Here is an 18286-nt window from a genome sequence, read left to right on the forward strand (position 1 = left end):
CCCGTCTTCCCGGATCGGCGGGGCCGGTGGGCCGGTGGGCCGGTGGGCCGTTCCGTTGACGACCCACCGGCGGACCCCGTCGCGGTCGGCGAGCGCCGCGCCTATCCGTGCCAGAACCGGATGTTCTTGAAGTGCGTTTCGGACCTGTTCCCGGTCAGGTTGTAGACGCCGTTCTTGAAGTACCACTCGGTGCCGGACGGGTCGGCGTAGTGGGTCGTGAACGCGAGGCTGTTGTTGATCCAGATGTGGGCCGCGCCGGTGGACGGGTTGTAGTCGGCGGTCAGGTGGAACCACTTGCCCCACATGTCGCGGGCCACCAGGGCGTGCGAGCCGTGGTAGATGTCGCCACCGTTCTGTACCTGGACGTAGATGGCCTCACCCGCGGTGTTCGACTTGATCTGCATGATGCAGGTGTGCTCGGTGCCGGGGTCGATCAGCACGTCGGCTTCCCACATGTGCTCGCCGGAGGTCCAGTTCGTCTTCCACCGCATCTCGGTACGGGGCCCGGTGTTGCTGGTCGGCGTGTGCGGCTTGTCGCCCTTGAGAATCCACGTGTTGTAGACGCCGTCGCTGATCGAGAACCGCGCCGAGGTGGGCAGGTCGTAGGGGTGCTGGACCGTGTAGTCGTCGGTGTAGCGGGTCAGCCCCGCGGTGGGTGCCGCCTGCGGTGTCGCCGTGGTGGCGGCGGCCTGTGCCGCCGTGGTCCCGCCCGCCAGCGCGGCGGCCACCCCGAGCGCCGCGACCACCGTCCTGACCAGTCGTCTCATGCCTGTCCTCCCGTCGGTGCGCATCACGGTGATCCCCGTGCCGATGGCGGCGGCTCTTGTCCGACTGTGATCGGGTGAATCGAGCGGAAACGGGCGGTTTCTCCGCGCCGCTTCCGAGGTTGTGCGCGAACAGATCCGATGTATACCCGCGCGGATTGGACTAGACAATAACTGCGTCAACCGTCAACGATGTTCGTCAGTCGTTCCGACCGTGGCCACCGGCAGAGTCGACACCGGGACGCGGCCGCCCCGCCGCCCTCGGGGAGAAGTCCTTCGGTTGTCCGGAATGCGCAGGCCGGCGTACCCGCATACTGCGTCCGGTGACGTATGTGCAGGTGGGCGGCGCTGCCGTAGCGTCGAGCCGTGCTGCGCCAGAGGATCGGACGGCCGCCGCCGGTGGACGTGCTGCTGGCGCTCGCCCTCATGGTCTTCGTGGTCGGCGTGACGGTCGGGGTGGCCCGGTGGCACCAGCCGGCGGCCCGGCCGGTGGACCCGCTCGGCGTGGCCTGGCTGGCGGCCGGTGGCCTGCCGCTGCCGTGGCGGCGCCGGTACCCGGTGGCCGTGTTCGTGCTGTCCGCCGCACTGACGTTCTCCTACTACGTGTCCGGCTACCCGGGCGGGCCGGACGTGGTGTTCCCGGTGCTCGCGCTGTTCACCGTGGCGCTGGTGCGCGGGCCGGTCCGGGGCGCGGCCGCGGGGGTGGCGCTGTGGGGTGCCGCCCTGGTGCTCGCCCTGCTGCGCGACGCGTCGGTGCTCGCGCCATGGCTCGGCGGCCTGCTGCTCGGCATCCTGGCCGTGGTCGCGGCCGGGTCGGCGGTCCGCAACCGGTACTCCGCGCTGCGCGCCACGCGGGAGCGGTTCGAGGCGGAGGCGCGGCGCCGTGCCGAGGAGGAGCGGCTGCGCGTGGCCCGCGAGGTGCACGACGTGGTGGCGCACAGCCTCGCCATGATCAACGTCCAGGCGGGTGTCGCCGCGCACGTCGCCGACCGGCGCCCGGAGCAGGCCAGGCAGGCCCTGCTGGCGATCAAGGAGGCGAGCCGGACCGCGCTGGCGGACCTGCGTGCCACGCTCGGTGTGCTGCGCTCCGGCGAGGACCGGGCGCCCGCGCCGAGCCTGAACCGGATGGCCGAACTGCTGGACCAGGTGCGCGCGGCCGGGTTGCGCGTCGAGGTCGCCGGCGAGCCGGGGGACCTGCCCGCCCCGGTGGACGTGGCCGGGTACCGCATCCTGCAGGAGTCGCTGACCAACGCGGTGCGCCATGCCCGTGGCGCGACCACGGTGACGGTGCGGTGGTCCCGCGCCGGCGACGACCTGGAACTCGCGGTCCGGGACGACGGCCAGGCGGCCGCCGTGGCTCCCGGTGGCACCGGCAGTGGGCTGCGCGGCATGCGGGAACGTGCTGAGGCGCTGGGCGGGCGGCTCTCCGCCGGGCCGGCGCCCGGTGGCGGGTTCGAGGTGCGGGCGGTGCTCCCGCTGGGCGCGGACACCGGCCCGCGCGACGCCGCCGAGATCACCGGGGACGCCGACGTGAGCGGGGGTAACGCGTGATCAGGGTGGTGCTGGCCGACGACCAGGCGCTGGTGCGCGCCGGGTTCCGGGTGCTGCTGGAGACCGAGGACGGCTTCGAGGTGTGCGGGGAGGTGGCGGACGGCGAGGCGGCCGTGGCGCTCGCCCGGCGGCACCGGCCGGACGTGGTGGTGATGGACGTGCGCATGCCAGGCACCGACGGGCTGGAGGCGACCCGGAGAATCACCGCCGACCCGGACCTTTCCGGGGTGAAGGTGCTGGTGCTCACCACCTTCGACGTGGACGAGTACGTCTACGAGGCGCTGCGCGGCGGCGCCAGCGGGTTCCTACTCAAGGACACCGAACCGGTGGAACTGCTGCACGCGCTGCGCGTGGTGGCCGCGGGGGAGGCGCTCCTCGCGCCCACCGTCACCCGCCGGCTGATCGCCGAGTTCGTCGCCCGCCCCGAGCACCGCCGGCCGGACCCGGCCGCGTTGCGGGAACTGACCGACCGGGAGCGGGAGGTGCTCGCCCTGGTCGCCGGCGGGCTGTCCAACGACGAGATCGCCGAGCATCTGGTGATCAGCCCGGCCACCGCGCGCACCCACGTCAGCCGGATCATGACCAAGCTCGGTGCCAGGGACCGCGCCCAGCTCGTCGTGCTCGCCTACGAGTCCCGCATGGTCACCCCGGGTTCCGCCGGCTGAACCGGCACGTGCCTGCGCCGCTGTGACGGCTCGATGACAGTGCTCTCCGCACGGTGGTCTGTCGACGGTCGCGCCAGGACGCGGGGAGGTGAACGGTGCTGCTACGCGTGCTGTTCCCGCTCGCCTGCGTCGCGGAGATCGCCACCTCCGTCGCGCTGTTCGTCCCGCTGCTCGGCCTGGGGAGCGCGGTGCGGCGGCTCCCGGCGCGGCCCGACCACCCGGCCGTGCGGCGCACCGCCCGGGCTGGGGTGCGCTTCGCCTGGGCGGCGGCCACGCTGCTGGCGGTCAAGCTGCTCGCCGCGGGCGGCATGCTCCTCGCCGGCCCCTCGTTCGCCCAGCGTCCGCTGGTCGACCTGCTGGTCCTTGCCGTGCCGGTGACGCTCACCGCGCTGCGCACGCTGCCCACGCTGCGCCGGCTGGCCGGGCGGAACGAGCCCGTGCCGGCGTGGAGCGCGCTCGCGAGGACCCGGTTCGCGCTGCCCGCCCGGCTGCTCGCGGTGGCCGGCGGCGCGACCGCCGTGCTGGGCCTCGCGGTGCCGAACCGTGGGGTGTTTGCCGGCACGTTGACGGTGTTCGCGGCGGTGGCCGCCATCGTGGCGATCGACACGGAGCAGCGTGACCGGCGGATGAGCGGTCGGCCCGCGGGAATGCGCTGGCCGAGGGCGGCGGGCCGGCTCGCCGCGCCGGTGCTGCTGCTGGTCACCGCGGCCGGCTGCGGAGTGACCGGCGTGATCGGCTCGCGCATCCCGGTGGCGATGAACATGGGGATGCACGAGCCGCACGGCCATGCCGCGACCGCGAGCGCCGCGCCGCCACGCAGCGTGACCACGCTCACTGGCGGGCCGCTCGACGGACCCGTGCACCACGTCGACCTCACCGCCGAGGAGCACCCGGCTCGGCTCACCGGCGGGGCCACGGTGGACGCGTGGACCTTCGGCGGCGGGCTGCCCGGTGACCCGATCCGGGTGCGGCAGGGCGACGTGGTCGAGGTGACCATGGCCAACCACCTTCCCGCCACCTCGACCACCATCCACTGGCACGGGATCGATGTGCCCAACGCCGAGGACGGCGTGGCCGGGGTGACCCAGGACGCGGTCCGGCCGGGCGGGAGCTTCACCTACCGGTTCCGGGCGCACCAGGCCGGCACGTTCTGGTACCACTCCCACGAGATCAGCCACGAGCAGGTGAGTCGGGGACTGTTCGGCCTGCTTGTGGTGGACCCCGCCGGCGGAGCCACCGCGGACATGGACGACGCGGTGCTGGTGCACCGGTGGCACACCGACCGGGGCGAGAAACTCGCCTTCGGCGCGGACGACGGCGTGCGGCTGCGTCAGGTGCGGCCGGGGAACCGGGTGCGGCTGCGGGTGGTCAACGCCGACAACGACACCCACCAGGTCGAGGTCACCGGCGCGACGTGGCGGCTGGCCGCGCTGGACGGCCAGGACCTCAACGCCCCCGGCCCGCTCGGCGACGAGGTGGTGCCGCTGGGCGGCGGCGGCCGCGCGGACGTCGAGTTGACCATGCCGGACCGCCCGGTCCGGCTGTCGCTGGCCGGCGAGTCCGGGCCGGCCTACGTGCTCAGCCCCGACGGCCGGTCCACCGTGGATGCCGCGGCACCGGGGCCGGAGCTGGACCTGATGACCTACGGGCGGCCGGCGCCGACCCCGTTCGGTCTGGGCGGCCGCTTCGACCGGGACGAGACCGTGGACCTGGACCAGGGGTGGTGGTTCCACGGTGGCTCGTTCGGTTTCGTGTGGACGATGAACGGGCAGGTTTTCCCGGACGTGCCGATGCTCACCGCGCGCGAGGGCGATCTGGTGCGGGTCACCTTCCGGCACCACGGCCGGTTCGACCACCCGATGCACCTCCACGGCCATCGGGTGCTGCTGCTGGCCAGGGACGGGGAGCCGGCCCGGGGCAGTCCGTTGTGGCTGGACACGGTGCTGGTTCGGTCGGGTGAGACGGTCACCGTGGGCTTCCGCGCGGACAATCCGGGCATCTGGATGGATCACTGCCACGACCTGACCCACAGCGCGGCCGGGATGACCATGCACCTGGCCTACGAGGGGGTCAGCACGCCGTTCTCGGTGGGCACCGCGAGCGGCAACCTTCCGGAGTGATCAGGCGATCGCGCCGGGCGGCAGCTTGAGCCGGAACGGCAGCGTGTTCACCAGGGCAAGGTCGGACGCCGTGCGGCGGAGCAGGGTGGGCGCGTGCCGGGCGCCGGGCTCGGGCAGTTCGAGTAGCCGGTCCACCGCCTCGACCAGGGGACCCTCGTAGATCCACACCGCCTGCACCGGCCGGTTGGTGTCCCGGGTGATCGGGACCCGGCCGGCCCGTGCCTCCGTCTCCGACCAGAACAGGATGGAGTCGATGAAACCTCGCACCTGCTTGAAGCCCATAATGCGGTCGAGTTGGCCCGCCTCGTCCCGAAGGTGCATGAAGCGAAAGCCCTTGTCACGTAGCTCGGCGAGCTTGGCCAGAGCGAGCTCCACGGCACACCTACCTTTTCGCCGGTCGGTCACCGGAGGCGGCGACGACCGGAATAGCGACCCGTCACGGTGACCCTCCGTGTCCTGGCCGGCGTCCCCATCGTCGCCTCCACGGGTGAGCGGTCCCAGAGCCTTCGACGGTGAGTGTGTCACTGTGTCCAGCACTGGGCTGTTCGAGCCGGTGTCTACTCCGTCCGTGTGGAAGGAGCCACCAACCCATATCCCAAGGTGGCACAAACTGGGGCGTTTGGGGAGCCCGACTCGATTAAATTATCCCTAAGGCCCGGTGTGCAATCACGGCGAGTATCAGACGATCACTGAGCGTCCCGAATTTCTTGCGACCGGCTGACCATCGCGGCGCGAAATGTCACGAAAGGCGTCAGCCGCGGCGGTTCGGTGGTGTCCAGGTGGGCGCGGAAACGGCGCCGTCCGGCCGAACCGGCCTGGACCCGTTCGCGCTCGGTTGGCCGGACCCGTTCGCGCCCGGCTGGCCTGGCCGGTCCCGCCCGGGTGGCGCCGCGGCGGTCGATCCGCCCGCCTGCCTGGCGATCAGTTCGGCGACCGTGGTCGCCGCCTCGTCGGCCACCCCGTGCCGACCCCGCCGGGGCAGCGCCGGTGGCGGTGCGGCGCCGGCCGGGTCCACCGCTCCCGTGGCCGGGTGGGGCTGCCGGGCCGGCGGTTGCGCGCCGCCGAAACCGGGCGACGACGCCGGGACACCGGTGGACCTGGGCGGCTGTGCTGGCTCCGGTTCTGCCGGCCGTTCCGGCGGCCACAGCGTTGCCGCCGCGGGCTGCGCCGCCGAGTCCGGTTCCTCGCGCGGCCAGGTCGGTTCGCTCGGCCAGGCGGGTTCCCGCTCGGCCGGCCAGTTCACGCGGCGCACCCGGCTCGCCGAGGGCTCGGCCGCGAGCGGCGCGCCGAACCCGGGACCGTCGTCGACCAGCGGGGCGCCGCTCATCGGCCGGAACCCGCCGGCCGCCGGGAACCCGTACGGCGGGGAAGGCGGCGCCTCCGCCACCCTGGGCAGCGCGGTGGTCGACGAGTCCTCGGCGCCCGGCCAGCCGGCGCCGTCCGGGCGGTCCTCCGCGCCGTTCTCGGCGCGCCACGGGGCGTCATCGTCGTGCCCGGCCCGCCAGGGCGCGTCACCGGCCGGCGCGTCCACCGCATCGTCCGATATGGACGGTGGCGACGCGGCCCGGCCGCGGGAGAACCGCCGGGCCAGCCGGTGGCTGGGTTGCTCGACGAACCGGTAGCTCAGCTCCACCATGCCGAACGTCGCCGCCACCGCGGCGACCAGGGCGACGGCGAACGGCACGTGCGGCCGCAGCAGGTCCAGCGTGACGAAGGCGATCAGGCCGTGCAACAGGTACAGCGAGTAGCTGCGCTCGGACAGCCCGGTCCAGAACCGCCGCTGCCGCAACCGCGGCTCGGCGAACAACCCGACCAGGAAGAACAGCACGGCGACGGCCAGCGCCAGGTTGTAGGACGGGTCGATGCGGCCGAGCCCGAGGATGTCCGCCAGCACGTACAGCGACCACGCCAGCGCGAGGAACACCCCGGCGAGCCACGGTCGGATCCGGCGGCTGTATCCCGCCCAAATGATCTGCCCCATGATCGGGATGGGCAGGTAGGACACGTTCACCGCGAACAGCGCCCAGGACGGCCCGGCCACGCCGCGGGTCATCAGCATGACGAAGACGAAGGTGAGCTGGATGGCCAGCGCCAGCCACACCCAGCGCCGCAGCACCGGCAGCATCAGCACGAGGACCACGTAGAAGGTGACCTCGATGATCATCGTCCAGGCCACGCCGACCAGCACGACCTGCGGGTAGATCAGGTAGTTGATCAGCAGCGAGTTGGTCAGCAGGGTGAGCGGGCTGACCGTCTGAAGCTGCCCGGTGGCGAGCGGGTTCTCACCGAGGGAGAGCACCGCCGCGGTGAGCAGCACGACGAAGATCAGCGGCGGGTAGACCCGGAACAGCCGGTTCACCGCGAATCGTCGCTGCCCCTGGCGCAGCGCGATCGGCGTCACCACGTACCCGCTGATCAGGAAGAACACCGGTACCGCGATCTGCCCGATGCCCTGCTTGGCCATGTGCATCGGCACACTGGTGAGCGCGTCGATCCAGTCGATCGGCGCGAACCGGTCGTTGCGCTTGTGCACCCACTGCTCGGCGATGTGGCTGTAGAAGACGAGCAACGCACCGATCGCGCGGCCGATGTCGATGAACGCGATGCGGGTCTTGTCCGCCTGCGCCGGCCGGTCGTCGTCGGCGCCTCGCGGCGGATCGGCGTCCCGGGGCGGCGGCGCGCCGGCCGCCGAGACGCGGATCGGCTGGGTGTAGTCGTCCAGCGCGACCTACCCCCCTTCACGGTTCGACCAGCCGCGAGTCGATCGAGCGCGCTCAGGGTAACGGATTGATCTAGTGCTGTTGGCGGATTGTCTCAGGCCGCACCCGGTCGGCCGCGGACTCCGGGTTCCGGCGCGACCCAGGCGTCGGCGGGCAGCGCGCGCAGTTCGGCGTCCAGCACGCCGGCCATCCGGGTGTAGACCGCCGCCGGGTCCGAGCCGCGGAACTCGATCCTGGCCACCACGTCGCCGTGCCGGTAGACGGCGCGTTCCAGCGGCGCACCGTCCCGGCCAGGGCCGAGCACGGCCACTCCGGGCCGGGACGCGGACAGATCGGTCAGCCCGTACCCGTGCTGCAGCGCGACGAGTTCCTGCTCGGTGCGCCGGGCATGCTGGGCGTCGGCCAACCGGACGAGCACGACCACGGCCTTGCCTTCGGGGTAGTCGGAGACGGCGATCCGCACGTCCGAGCCCTCGCCGTCCTGGTAGGCGCCGAGTTCGGCGGAGGTGAGATCGTCCCGGTCGGCGAGCGCCGAAAGGCTGCGCACCCGATCGACGTTCTCCGGCGCGCCGCCGATGTCGCCGATCTCCAGCGGCTCGGCGGCCTTGCCGATCCGGTACGCCGGCTGGATGTCGCTGGCCGTGGCGCTGTTCCGGCCCCACAGCCACCACGCCAGCGTGGACGCGGCGTAGAGCAGCGTGACCAACGCCACCGCGCCGAACACCCGGAGCGGGCTTCGGGATGCATCGTCGGACACGAGTGGAACTCCCCCGATGGACGAGCCGGCCGGCGCGATCACCACACGGGGACGTGGCGTGGGCTTCGCGTCACGGGCCGGCGATCAAACGATTCCACCGGGACCGTCGTGCGGTCACGGTCCGGTGTTACCGGCATCGATGACCACCGCGAGGATTTCATCCGGGGGAGTGATCGACGTGTCCAGGACCACCCCGCCGCGCGGTCAGTCGGGGCGCAGCCAGAGGGTGAGGAATCCGGTGGTGGACTCCCGGGCGCCGGTGATCAACGCGTCGTCGGTGTGGTCGCCGCGCACCGGACCGTCGTCGCTGACCGGCACCGGGTGGTAGCCCAGCTTCCGGTAGGCGGCGAGGACGTCCGCGGGATCGTCCCCCAGCTCGTCGATCGCGCTCGGGCAGAACTCGCACACCACGTGCGGCCGGTCCCGGCGCAGCACGTCGACCAGTCCGGCCAGCGCCCGGTGGTCGCGGCCCTGCAGGTCCACCTTGACCAGTCCGACCGGGTCGCCGGCGACCTCGGGCCGGCTGCCCAGCCGCACCGCGGGAACCTCGACCCCGGCGTCGCCACTCGGCAGTACCCGGTGGTCGCCGCTGTTGTCCGCTTCGACCTGGACCAGCCGCACGGTGCCCTCGGCGTCCCACGCCGCCACCGGCAGCACGGCCACCCGCTCGGCGATCTCCGCCGGCAGGTTCACCGCGACGTTGCGCCGCAGCAGCTCCGCGTTGGCCGGGTTCGCCTCGACCGCGACCACGCGGGGCAACTCCGGGCAGCGCCGCAGCAGGCGCAGCGTGTGGTAGCCGATGTGCGCACCGATGTCCAGGAAGGTGCGGCCGCCGGCCAGCTCGGCCATCAGATCGGCCTCGCCGGTCTCCCAGGAGCGGTGGTAGGCAAGCCACGGCAGGAACACGTCGTCCCGCGGCACCAGCAGCACGCCCGCGTCGCAGACCACCGCCTCGGCGCCGGGCGGCAGCGGGGCATGCACCTGCGCGGCGGCCTGGTGCACCGCGGCCAGGTCGCGGCGCAGCTGCCGCAGCGCCTGCTCGTCGGTGTCGATGCGGCGGTCCCGGTCGACGAACATCTCGAAGGTCTTCTTGTCCGTCTCCTCCACCCGCATGCGTAGCGCGTCCACGTGGTCGGCCAGCTGCTGGGCGTTGACCAGGCCGGCTTCCCGGGCGGCACTCTCGACGGTGAGCGCCTCCCGGACGGCGGCGACGTCCGCCTCCAGGTTGTGCAGCGCCAGCGCGGTGCCCGGTGCCCCCATCCGCAGCTCGTCCACGGTGCGCTGCAGGGCGGAGACCGCGTCGGCGGCCCGCTCCGCGCGAGCCGCGGCCTGCTGGGTGGCGCGAAGCTGCGCCTCTACCGACGTCAACCGGTCCAGCAGGTTCCCGACGGTCCGCTCCACGCCGTCGACCAGCGCGCCCATCACGCGCCGCTGGTGCACGTCGTAGTGGTCGATCGCGCGTAGCACGGCGCGGCGCAGCGCCGGGGCCAGCGGAGTACGGGACGGCGCCGACGGCTCGGCCCGCCAGTGCAGGGCCTGCCGCGCGTCGTGCAGCGGGCGCAGCGGGCTGCCCGGGGTGGGCGCCGGTGTCTCCGTGCGGCCACGCCAGTTCTGGTAGGCCGCTTCGAGCCGCTCGCGCAGCCACCGGGCCGCGGCGTCCAGCGAGCGGGTGCGCAGCAGGTGCTCGCGCGCCGCCCGGCCGCGGCGGGCCGCCTCCTCCGGATCGTCGGCGACGGCGCGCATCGCGGCCGCGGCGGCGCGCAGGTCCGGTTCCGCCCACATCGCCTTCGGGTCGTACGGCGCGCAGCCCGGACCGACCTCGACCATCCGGTACGGGACCGGCCAGCCCGTGGTGTGGTCCAGGAACTCCGCGGTGCCGGCGTAGTCGGTGGCGATCACCGGCATGCCCCTGGCCATCGCCTCGGCCACCGTCAGCCCGAACCCCTCACTGCGGTGCAGCGAGACGTAGCAGGTGCTGCTCGCGTACAACTGGTCCAGCTCGGCGACGCTCAGGTACCGCTCGACCAGCTCGATCCTCCGGTCGCCGGCGACCTTGACGCGCAGCCGCTCGGCCGCGCGCGGGTTGCGGTTGCCGTTGATCGCCTTGAGCACCAGGCGCACGTCGTCGCGGTCCGGGAAGGCCTGGCGGAACGCGTCCACCAGGCCCCACGGGTTCTTGCGCTCGCCGACGCTGTTGAAGTCGAAGGCGAACAGGAACCGTACCGGGTCGCCGGGCCGGCGCCCGGTCCTCGGCACCTCGTCCGGCACGCGTACCGGCACCGGGACCGCCCTGACCGGCACCGGGGAGTGCCGCGCGATCGCCTCCCGGCAGAACTCGCTGACCGTCCACACCTCGTCGACCAGCCGGAACGCCTCGTGCAGCGACGCGGGGAACTCCTCCAGCTCCCAGGCCCACAGCCCGATCCGGTAGCGCCGGTGCGCCACCTCGGGATGGTTGTCCAGCATCACCGCGGTCTGGTCGGCGTTCACGCACAGCAGGCTGACCGGGAACCGCGGCTCCCCGAGCGTGTCCGGGGAGTCGAGCGCGGCCCGGTTCGGCAGCAGCCGATCCTCCACAATGGACACCAGGGGTACGCCGGCCCGCTCGATGGCGTCGTGCACGAGCCGGCCCATCTCGCCGACACCGAGTTCCGCGGTCAGGTAACCGAGCACGTTCACGCCGAACTCGTCGTCCGGCGCCCGCGGGGTCGGCGGCTCGATGGGCAGCGCCCACTCGGCGATCGCCTCCTCGGCCGCGCCGGACGTGCGGCACCAGCCGCGGAACCGCTCGGCGTCCCGGCCGCACGGGTGCGGGAATGCGAGCTGCAGGTCGGTGCGGGCCTGCCAGACGGCGTACGCCCAGCGGTTGAGACCGGCGTTGGCCTGCTCCGGGGTGACGGGCGCGGTCAGCCAGTCGCGGAACGCCGCGCCGCCGTCGGCGCCGAACGGGTGCGGCGGCAGCGGTTTGCCCTTCCGCTCGGCGGACACCCACTCGTCGCGGAAGAGCCGGCGCATGGACTGGGTGAGCTTCGTGCCGTCCGGCATGGTGGCGAACCCGTACGGCACGGCGTCCAGCGTCTCGGCGTAGCCGGACTCACGGAGCAGCGCGCCGTAGGCGTCGCAGAGCGCACGCAACTCGGGGTGCGCGGAGAGCAGCGTCCGCGGCCGGTCCACGCAGTACGAGGTGAGGATCCACGGCGTCTCCGGGCGGTACCCGGAGAAGTGGAAGAAGCGCAGCGGCCGCCCGGAGACGGTCAGTGCGCCGCCCGCGTCCCGCTCCACCTCGCGCTCGTGCAGGTTCCAGTACGCGACGTTGAAGCCGGGGTCGCGTAACACGTGGTGGCCGAACAACGCGGGCACCTGGTCGACCCAGCGCTGGTCGGTGAACAGTTGCCGTTCCGGGGCCACGATCGCGTCATGCCGCAGCCGCTCCGCCCAGAAGTCCAGGAACGGCTCGGAGCCCGGGCCCACCGCGACGAAGCCCAGGTTGAAGATGCCGGCGCCCATGATCATGGCTTCGGCCGGCTCCCTGCCGTCGCGCGGCAGCGGGGTGAGGAAGTGCGGGGTGAGCACGATCCCGTGCTCCCGGGCCAGCTCGACCAGCTCGCGCATCGGGGCGAAGACCTGGATATCCGGGTCGAGGTAGGTGACCACCTCCGCCTCGGCCCGCAGCCGGCGCAGCAGGTACGGCTTCACCGCGGTGGCCAGCTCGGTGACCGAGTACGCGGTGGCCATCCGCAGGTAGTCCTCCGCGCCGATGTCGAACGCCGCCGGGCCGACGACCAGGAAACCGTCCCGCTCGGTCCGCTTGTCGCGGTCGGCGTCGATCACCGCGACGACGAACCGGTGGTCGGGGTGGTGCGCCAGGTAGGACCGGGCGAGCACCCGGGCGGCCGGCAGGTAGTTGCGGGCGACCACGGTGCACGCGACCGGTGCGCCTGCGCCGTCGAGGATCACGGGTGCACCGCCCCCAGAGGTGTTGTCCGCCATGGTGGTCTACCGCCGATATCAGGCGTTCGCCGGGGAGAGCCTGAGCTGCTTGCCGAGCGCGTCCTCGAAGTCCTTGGTCAGCGTGTCCATGCCAGGGCCGTTGCCGCCGCCGGCCACCTCCACCCGGATGATCACGCCCTGGGAGGCGTAGTGGGCGCGCAGCTTGGCCGGGTTCTGCCCGCTGGCGGCGATCTGCGTGGCCACCACGCCGGTCGGCGCGTTGGGCACCGGCTGCATGCCGTAGGTGGTCTGGAGCTGCCCGAGGCTCTGTGCGGCGGTCTGGGCGGACTGCTTGTCGCCCGCCTGCACGGTGAGCACGATGACCGTCGCGCCGTCCTTGAGCCGGCTCACCGCGAACTGAGCCTTGCCGGCCCCGGCCGACTGGTAGAGCTGCTGCTCGTCGGAGGTCAGGTAGGGAACCCGCGACTGGATGTCGGCGAAGGTCTTGATCGCGCTGTAGTCCTCCTTGCTGCCGCCAAGGTCGGCGATGTCGGTCGGGTCCTTCGGCTTGGTCGTCGTGGTGGCCGGCGCGGGTGCGCTGGACGCCGCCTGCGCGCCCCCGGTCGATCCACGCCCCCAGATCCAGTACGCGCCGAACGCCACGGCGAGCAGCAGCACGACGGCCGCCGCCACGCCGACGATCTTCCCGACGTTGCGGCCCCCGCCGTCGTCGAAGACCTCCGGCCCCTGCTTGACCCAGCTTTCCCCGCTGTCCAGCGGCGGAAAGTCGGAGGACGCCCACGGTGGGGCGACGTCCTCCTGCCCGCGCTGCGGCCAGCCGCCCTGCTGCCGCGGCATCTGCTGGCCCGGATAGCCCTGCTGCTGGCCGGAGAACTGCGGTCCGCCCTGGACGCCCGGCTGCCCCGGGAACTGCGGGAACTGCTGCTGCGGGAACGGTCCGGTGCCGGGACCGCGGACCACCTGGGTGCGCTCCGGGTCCTGCGGGGCACCCGGGTTGACCACCTGGGTCGGGCCCGAGGACGGGTCCACCCGCTGGGTGGGCCCGGCGGACGGATCGACCCGCTGTGTCGTGTCGGCCGGACCGCCCTCGTCCCGCACCACCTGGGTGGCATCGGCCGAGCCATCCTCGCCCTGGTCCTGGACCGGCTGCATCACCTGCGTGGTCTCCGGGGTGGACGCCTCCCACTTGAACGGCGGCGGGAACGGGCCCTGCTGGCCCTGCGGCCGGCCCTCGCCCGACTCGGCCGGCGGTTGCGCCTGGTCCTGCTCGCGCTGGGCCTCGGCGAGTAATTCGTCCCGGCGGCGGCGGTAGTCGTCGGCGGAGATCTTCCCGGCTGCGAGTTCCTGGTCCAACTGCCGCAGCTGGTCTTGCCAGGTCACCCTGGCACCCCCTTCCGAGTGGGTCACCCCGGTGGTGCTTGGTCGCGGCACATTCTGCCGAAGCCCACGGACGGTCACGCACTCGCGTGTCAAGTCGTGACCTGCGGCGCGTCCGTGGGGTTCGGTGGGGTTTCCGTACATTGGTGGTATGAGCTGGTTCGGCCTCGACAAGACGCGGATGGTGGACCCGACGCAGGCGCTGCCCGGACGGGCCGAGCCGTTGGCCGTACCAACGGCGCACGCCGTCTACCCGGACCGGCGGATCAAGCCGCCCTTCCCGGAGGGCACGCGGACCGCGGTGTTCGGCATGGGTTGCTTCTGGGGTGCGGAGCGGCAGTTCTGGCAGACACCCGGGGTCTGGTCGACCGCGGTCGGCTACGCGGGCGGGTACACCCCGAACCCGACGTACGAGGAGGTGTGCTCCGGGCTCACCGGCCACGCCGAGGTGGTGCTCGTGGTGTTCGACCCGGCGCGCGTCTCCTACGCCGAGTTGCTGCGCCGGTTCTGGGAGGGCCACGACCCCACGCAGGGCATGCGGCAGGGCAACGACGTCGGCACCCAGTACCGGTCGGCCGTGTACCACACCTCCGACGAGCAGCGCGCCGAGGCGGAGGCCAGCCGGGACGCCTACCAGCGCGCCCTGACCGCCGCCGGGCACGGCACGGTCACCACGGAGATCGCACCGCTGCGCGACTTCTACTACGCCGAGGACTACCACCAGCAGTACCTGCACAAGGTCCCGAACGGTTACTGCGGCCTCGGTGGAACGGGCGTCTCCTGCCCGGTCGGACTCGGCGTGAAGGAGTAATACCCCGGCGATCCGAGCGCCGATAGAAAACTGTCACGCGAACGGCGGCCGGCATGCTACTGCCAGTGCTCCCGCCCCTTGACGCTCCCCAGCATTGGTGAGCTGTTCCCGCACGGTCCACCCGCGCTTCACCGAATTCCCTCCATGATTCTGGGCCGATCGATTTTCCCACCCAGAAGGAGGGATTCGTGTTGGCCCGGAGAATCGTCGGCGTGCTCGCCGCGACCGCACTGGCCGCTGCGACCGCGGTCTTGAGCCAACCGTCGGCATCGGCGGCGAACGGTGTGCCGCAACCGGACCACGTGGTGGTCGTGGTCATGGAGAACCACTCCTACAGCGAGATCATCGGCAGCAACTCGGCACCCTACATCAACTCGCTGGCGCGGAGCGGCGCCAACTTCACCCAGTCCTTCGCGGTGACCCACCCCAGTGAGCCGAACTATCTGGCCCTTTTCTCCGGGTCGACGCAGGGGCTCACCGACGACTCCTGCCCGCACACCTATTCCAGCGCCAATCTCGGCCAGGAACTGATTTCCGCCGGGCGCTCGTTCATCGGTTATTCGGAAAGCATGCCCTCGGACGGCTACACCGGCTGCACGAGCGGAAAGTACGCCAGGAAGCACAATCCCTGGGTCAACTTCACCAACGTGCCCGCCGCCAGCAACCTGGTCTTCGAGAACCACTGGCCGACCGACTACAGCACGCTGCCCTCGGTGTCCTTCGTGGTGCCGAACCTGTGCGACGACATGCACGACTGCAGCATCAAGACCGGGGACACCTGGCTGAAGAACAACATCGACGGTTACGCGCAGTGGGCGAAGACGCACAACAGCCTGCTCGTGATCACCTTCGACGAGGACGACAGCAGCCAGAACAACCAGATCCCGACCGTGTTCGTCGGCCAGCACGTCAGGACCGGCAACTTCGGCGAGCACATCAACCACTACAACGTGCTGCGCACCCTGGAGGACGCCTTCGGCCTGCCCTACGCCGGGCAGAGCGCGAACGTCAGCCCGATCACCGACGTCTGGCAGTGACCGGTCGCCGGCCGCTCGGTCTCCGGGAGCCTCAGCCGGGAGGCCGCGCCATCGCGGAACACACATAAAGGCGAGCCCTGTCCGCGTACCTCCGCGGACAGGGCTCGCCCTCTCGCGAGCGGACGACGGGACTCGAACCCGCGACCCTCACCTTGGCAAGGTGATGCGCTACCAACTGCGCTACGTCCGCATGGCCACCGGCGGGGCTACCCCCCGGCTGCCGGTCCCAGCATAACGGACGGCGGCCACGCACCGTTAACCAGGATGATCTCCGCTGGACAGCAGCCGGTCCACCTCGGCGAGGCGGTCGGCGGGCAGCCGCCACTCCCACAGCGGCCGGGCGCGCTGCGCCACCTGCGCCGGCAGCCACCGGGCCACCTCGTCGCGCAACTCCCACTCGTCGAAGGCATGCTCGTAGAAGCTCACCACGGCCGCGTTGGAGAGGAAGCCGCCCGGTTGTTCGAGGCACCATTGGGCGAACCCGTAGGCACGTCGCAGCAGGTCCACGTCCCCGCGCCGGTGCGCGTCCCGAACGAGGTCCAGCAGTTCGATGAAGAACACGTGGCAGGACCACGCCTCATGCTCGATGACCGAACGGAGCTCGGGGAACTCCGCGAGAGCCCGGCCGCGCCACTCAACCACGCACACTGAGGTTACTGATCTCCGCTCGCTACGCGCTCAACCGGAGCAAAGCCGACGCTCATCCGTAATCGGGCTGACACCAAGAGTGAACACGATGCGTGTGGGGATGGACAAGGCGCCGTCGCAAATGGGTTACTTGCTTCTACTGATCGGGCGGAAAACCCGTGGTGGGGTAACCATGTCCTCACCTCTTCGTTGGAATGAGGTCGGTGCCGCACACACAGGGCGTTGGTATCGGCTCGGGAGGGAGAGCGGGGGAGATGCTTGACTCGGGAGGAGACGACCGGACGCTGCTGGTCCGCGTGCGGGCCGGCGACGACGACGCGTTCACCGAGTTGTACGAGCGTCACGTTGGTCCGGTTCGACGTCTCGCCTGGGCGCTGACCAGGAACGCCGCCGAGGCCGAGGATCTCGTCGCCGAGTCGTTCTTCCGGGTGCTGCGCGTGGTTCGCCGGGGCCGTGGCCCGGTCGACAACGCCCGCCCGTACCTGCTCACCGTCGCCCGCCGGGTGGCCAGCGAGTGGAGCAGCAAGCGCTCCGAGATCCCGGTCGAGGACGTGGCGGCCTCCGACAACGCCCCGCTGGAGGAGAACGACGGGTCCGACGGCGTCGAGCTGGAGATGCTCGCCCGCGCCTTCCGGAGCCTGCCGCCCCGCTGGCAGCGCGTGCTGTGGCATGTCGAGGTGGAGGGCGAGGGTCCGTCCTCGGTCGCTCCGATGCTCGGGCTGACGCCGAACGCCACCGCCGCCCTCGCGCACCGGGCCCGAGAGGGGCTGCGCGCCGCGTACGTCCAGGCCCACCTGCGCGAGCAGGAGCGCCCGCTGGACTGCCAGCCGGTGGTGGCCAAGCTCGGCGCGTACTCGGTCGGCCGGCTGCGCCGCCGGGACGCCGCGCGGGTGCGCGCCCACCTGGCCTGGTGCCCGGCCTGCCGGGAGTTGCACGCCGAACTGGACGAGGTCGGCGCGGCATTAAGGGCCGACCTCGGCGTGCTGCTCGCCGCGGCCGGTGTGCTCGCCGGCGTTTCCGGGCGCGCGGCGGTCACCGTCGGCGCGTTTGCCTCCGGTGCCACCTCGGGCGCGGCCTCCGGCTCGGGGATCGGCGCGGCGTCCTCCGGTGCCGCCGCGGCAGCGGTGCCGGCCGCCGTGCCCACCGCCGCCGCGACCTCGGCGGTCGCCGCCGGCGGGGTCGCCGCCGGGATGAAGAGCCTGGTCGTGGCCGCGTCGGTGGCCGCGGTGGGGCTGTTCGGCTTCGGCGTCGGCGGTGGATCGGGCAGCCACCTGGCCGCGCCCGCGAGCTGCGTCGTGGCGTGCCCCTCGACGATTCCGCGGTCCGCCGTGACCGGCGGGTCCTCGGACCCGGACGACCCCGGTCCGGGCGGACCGTCCGGCCCCGGCGCCACCAGCGGCGGCGCCGAAGGGCGGACCTCCGCCGGCCACGGCAAGGAGAAGGGCAGGGACAAGGCCACCGGCGAGGGCCGGGACAACGGCACCGGCAAGGAGAGCGGTGCCGCCGACGGTGACGGCGGGGGCACGGACGAGGGTGCCGGGCAGCCCGCCGGGGCGACCGCGGCCGGCCCGGAGAGCTCCGCGGACGCCGGCTCGGCAACGAGCGGCGGTCGCCGTGGCCGGCCACCTGCCGGCCGGCCGAACCGCCCGCCGCGCGGCGCCCACGCCGGGCACGGCGTCGGACCGGCCCCGCCGGGGAACCACGACCCGTCCCGCGGTTCGCCGCCGGACCCGTGGCCGGGACGGCCCGGCGGGCCGCCCGGTCACCGCGTCCGCTGACAGCCCGCTCCGAAGCTCGACCGGCCTGCGCTGACGAGCGCCGGAGCGCGCCGGGGCGGGTTCGCGGAACAGGAACTGGCACGAGGTCGCAGCCCACCCGGCTCTCC

13 protein-coding genes and 1 tRNA gene are annotated in these 18286 nt (G+C 72.5%); 6 read left to right on the top strand and 8 right to left on the bottom strand.

Translation table 11 applies throughout. From position 1 onward, the window contains the following. Window positions 1-101: 101 nt before the first annotated feature. On the bottom strand, window positions 102-767 hold the full coding sequence (locus FFT21_RS13705) for a polysaccharide lyase family 7 protein (RefSeq protein WP_137814237.1): 666 nt from the start codon (window positions 765-767) through the stop codon (window positions 102-104). A gap of 363 nt (window positions 768-1130) precedes the next feature. Between FFT21_RS13705 and FFT21_RS13710 the strand changes: the two genes are divergently transcribed. The 3 genes from FFT21_RS13710 to FFT21_RS13720 all read left to right on the top strand — a co-directional run bounded on the left by FFT21_RS13710 (window position 1131) and on the right by FFT21_RS13720 (window position 5100). Then, on the top strand, window positions 1131-2315 hold the full coding sequence (locus tag FFT21_RS13710) for a sensor histidine kinase (protein ID WP_307722933.1): 1185 nt from the start codon (window positions 1131-1133) through the stop codon (window positions 2313-2315). Beyond that, window positions 2312-2980 (top strand): response regulator, encoded by a 669-nt coding sequence (locus FFT21_RS13715; RefSeq protein WP_137814238.1) that lies wholly within the window; start codon window positions 2312-2314, stop codon window positions 2978-2980. Before FFT21_RS13710 ends, FFT21_RS13715 begins: the two co-directional genes overlap by 4 nt. A 95-nt stretch (window positions 2981-3075) precedes the next feature. Further along, window positions 3076-5100, top strand: a complete 2025-nt coding sequence (locus tag FFT21_RS13720; protein ID WP_137814239.1) for a multicopper oxidase family protein — start codon at window positions 3076-3078, stop codon at window positions 5098-5100. Here FFT21_RS13720 and FFT21_RS13725 read toward each other — a convergent pair whose 3' ends face one another. The 5 genes from FFT21_RS13725 to FFT21_RS13745 form a co-directional block, all read right to left on the bottom strand. Further along, window positions 5101-5475 (bottom strand): hypothetical protein, encoded by a 375-nt coding sequence (locus FFT21_RS13725; protein WP_137814240.1) that lies wholly within the window; start codon window positions 5473-5475, stop codon window positions 5101-5103. A gap of 376 nt (window positions 5476-5851) precedes the next feature. Continuing rightward, window positions 5852-7822, bottom strand: a complete 1971-nt coding sequence (locus FFT21_RS29770; protein WP_307722936.1) for an acyltransferase family protein — start codon at window positions 7820-7822, stop codon at window positions 5852-5854. A gap of 92 nt (window positions 7823-7914) precedes the next feature. After that, window positions 7915-8577: a hypothetical protein gene (locus tag FFT21_RS13735; RefSeq protein ID WP_137814242.1), complete on the bottom strand. Its 663-nt coding sequence runs from the start codon at window positions 8575-8577 to the stop codon at window positions 7915-7917. A gap of 204 nt (window positions 8578-8781) precedes the next feature. Then, window positions 8782-12534 (bottom strand): FkbM family methyltransferase, encoded by a 3753-nt coding sequence (locus FFT21_RS13740; RefSeq protein WP_225978389.1) that lies wholly within the window; start codon window positions 12532-12534, stop codon window positions 8782-8784. A 51-nt stretch (window positions 12535-12585) separates the two neighbouring features. Then, a complete protein-coding gene (locus tag FFT21_RS13745) occupies window positions 12586-13908 on the bottom strand; it encodes an SHOCT domain-containing protein (protein ID WP_137814244.1) in 1323 nt (440 codons plus the stop codon). A 148-nt stretch (window positions 13909-14056) separates the two neighbouring features. Here FFT21_RS13745 and msrA point away from each other — a divergent pair, with 148 nt between their 5' ends. Then, window positions 14057-14716 (top strand): peptide-methionine (S)-S-oxide reductase MsrA, encoded by a 660-nt coding sequence (gene msrA, locus FFT21_RS13750; protein WP_137814245.1) that lies wholly within the window; start codon window positions 14057-14059, stop codon window positions 14714-14716. A gap of 188 nt (window positions 14717-14904) precedes the next feature. Beyond that, entirely contained in the window at window positions 14905-15753 is an 849-nt protein-coding gene (locus FFT21_RS13755) for an alkaline phosphatase family protein (protein WP_192909526.1), read from the top strand. A 117-nt stretch (window positions 15754-15870) separates the two neighbouring features. On the opposite strand, the gene FFT21_RS13760 is transcribed toward FFT21_RS13755, so the two are convergent. Together FFT21_RS13760 and FFT21_RS13765 are read right to left on the bottom strand one after the other, a co-directional pair. Next, a tRNA-Gly gene (locus FFT21_RS13760) sits at window positions 15871-15943 on the bottom strand. A 65-nt stretch (window positions 15944-16008) separates the two neighbouring features. After that, on the bottom strand, window positions 16009-16395 hold the full coding sequence (locus FFT21_RS13765) for a DUF7674 family protein (RefSeq protein WP_137814246.1): 387 nt from the start codon (window positions 16393-16395) through the stop codon (window positions 16009-16011). A gap of 260 nt (window positions 16396-16655) precedes the next feature. Between FFT21_RS13765 and FFT21_RS13770 the strand changes: the two genes are divergently transcribed. Next, window positions 16656-18179, top strand: coding sequence for an RNA polymerase sigma factor (locus FFT21_RS13770; protein WP_192909527.1), 1524 nt, complete (start codon window positions 16656-16658; stop codon window positions 18177-18179). Window positions 18180-18286: the final 107 nt, after the last annotated feature.

The sequence above is a fragment of the Gandjariella thermophila genome (assembly GCF_005405885.1).
GTDB lineage: Bacteria > Actinomycetota > Actinomycetes > Mycobacteriales > Pseudonocardiaceae > Gandjariella > Gandjariella thermophila.

Coding starts and splice junctions, on each gene's coding strand:
- FFT21_RS13705 (WP_137814237.1), bottom strand. CDS start 767: ATGAGACGACTGGTCAGGACGGTGGTCGCGGCGCTCGGGGTGGCCGCC.
- msrA (WP_137814245.1), top strand. CDS start 14,057: ATGAGCTGGTTCGGCCTCGACAAGACGCGGATGGTGGACCCGACGCAG.
- FFT21_RS13770 (WP_192909527.1), top strand. CDS start 16,656: ATGCTTGACTCGGGAGGAGACGACCGGACGCTGCTGGTCCGCGTGCGG.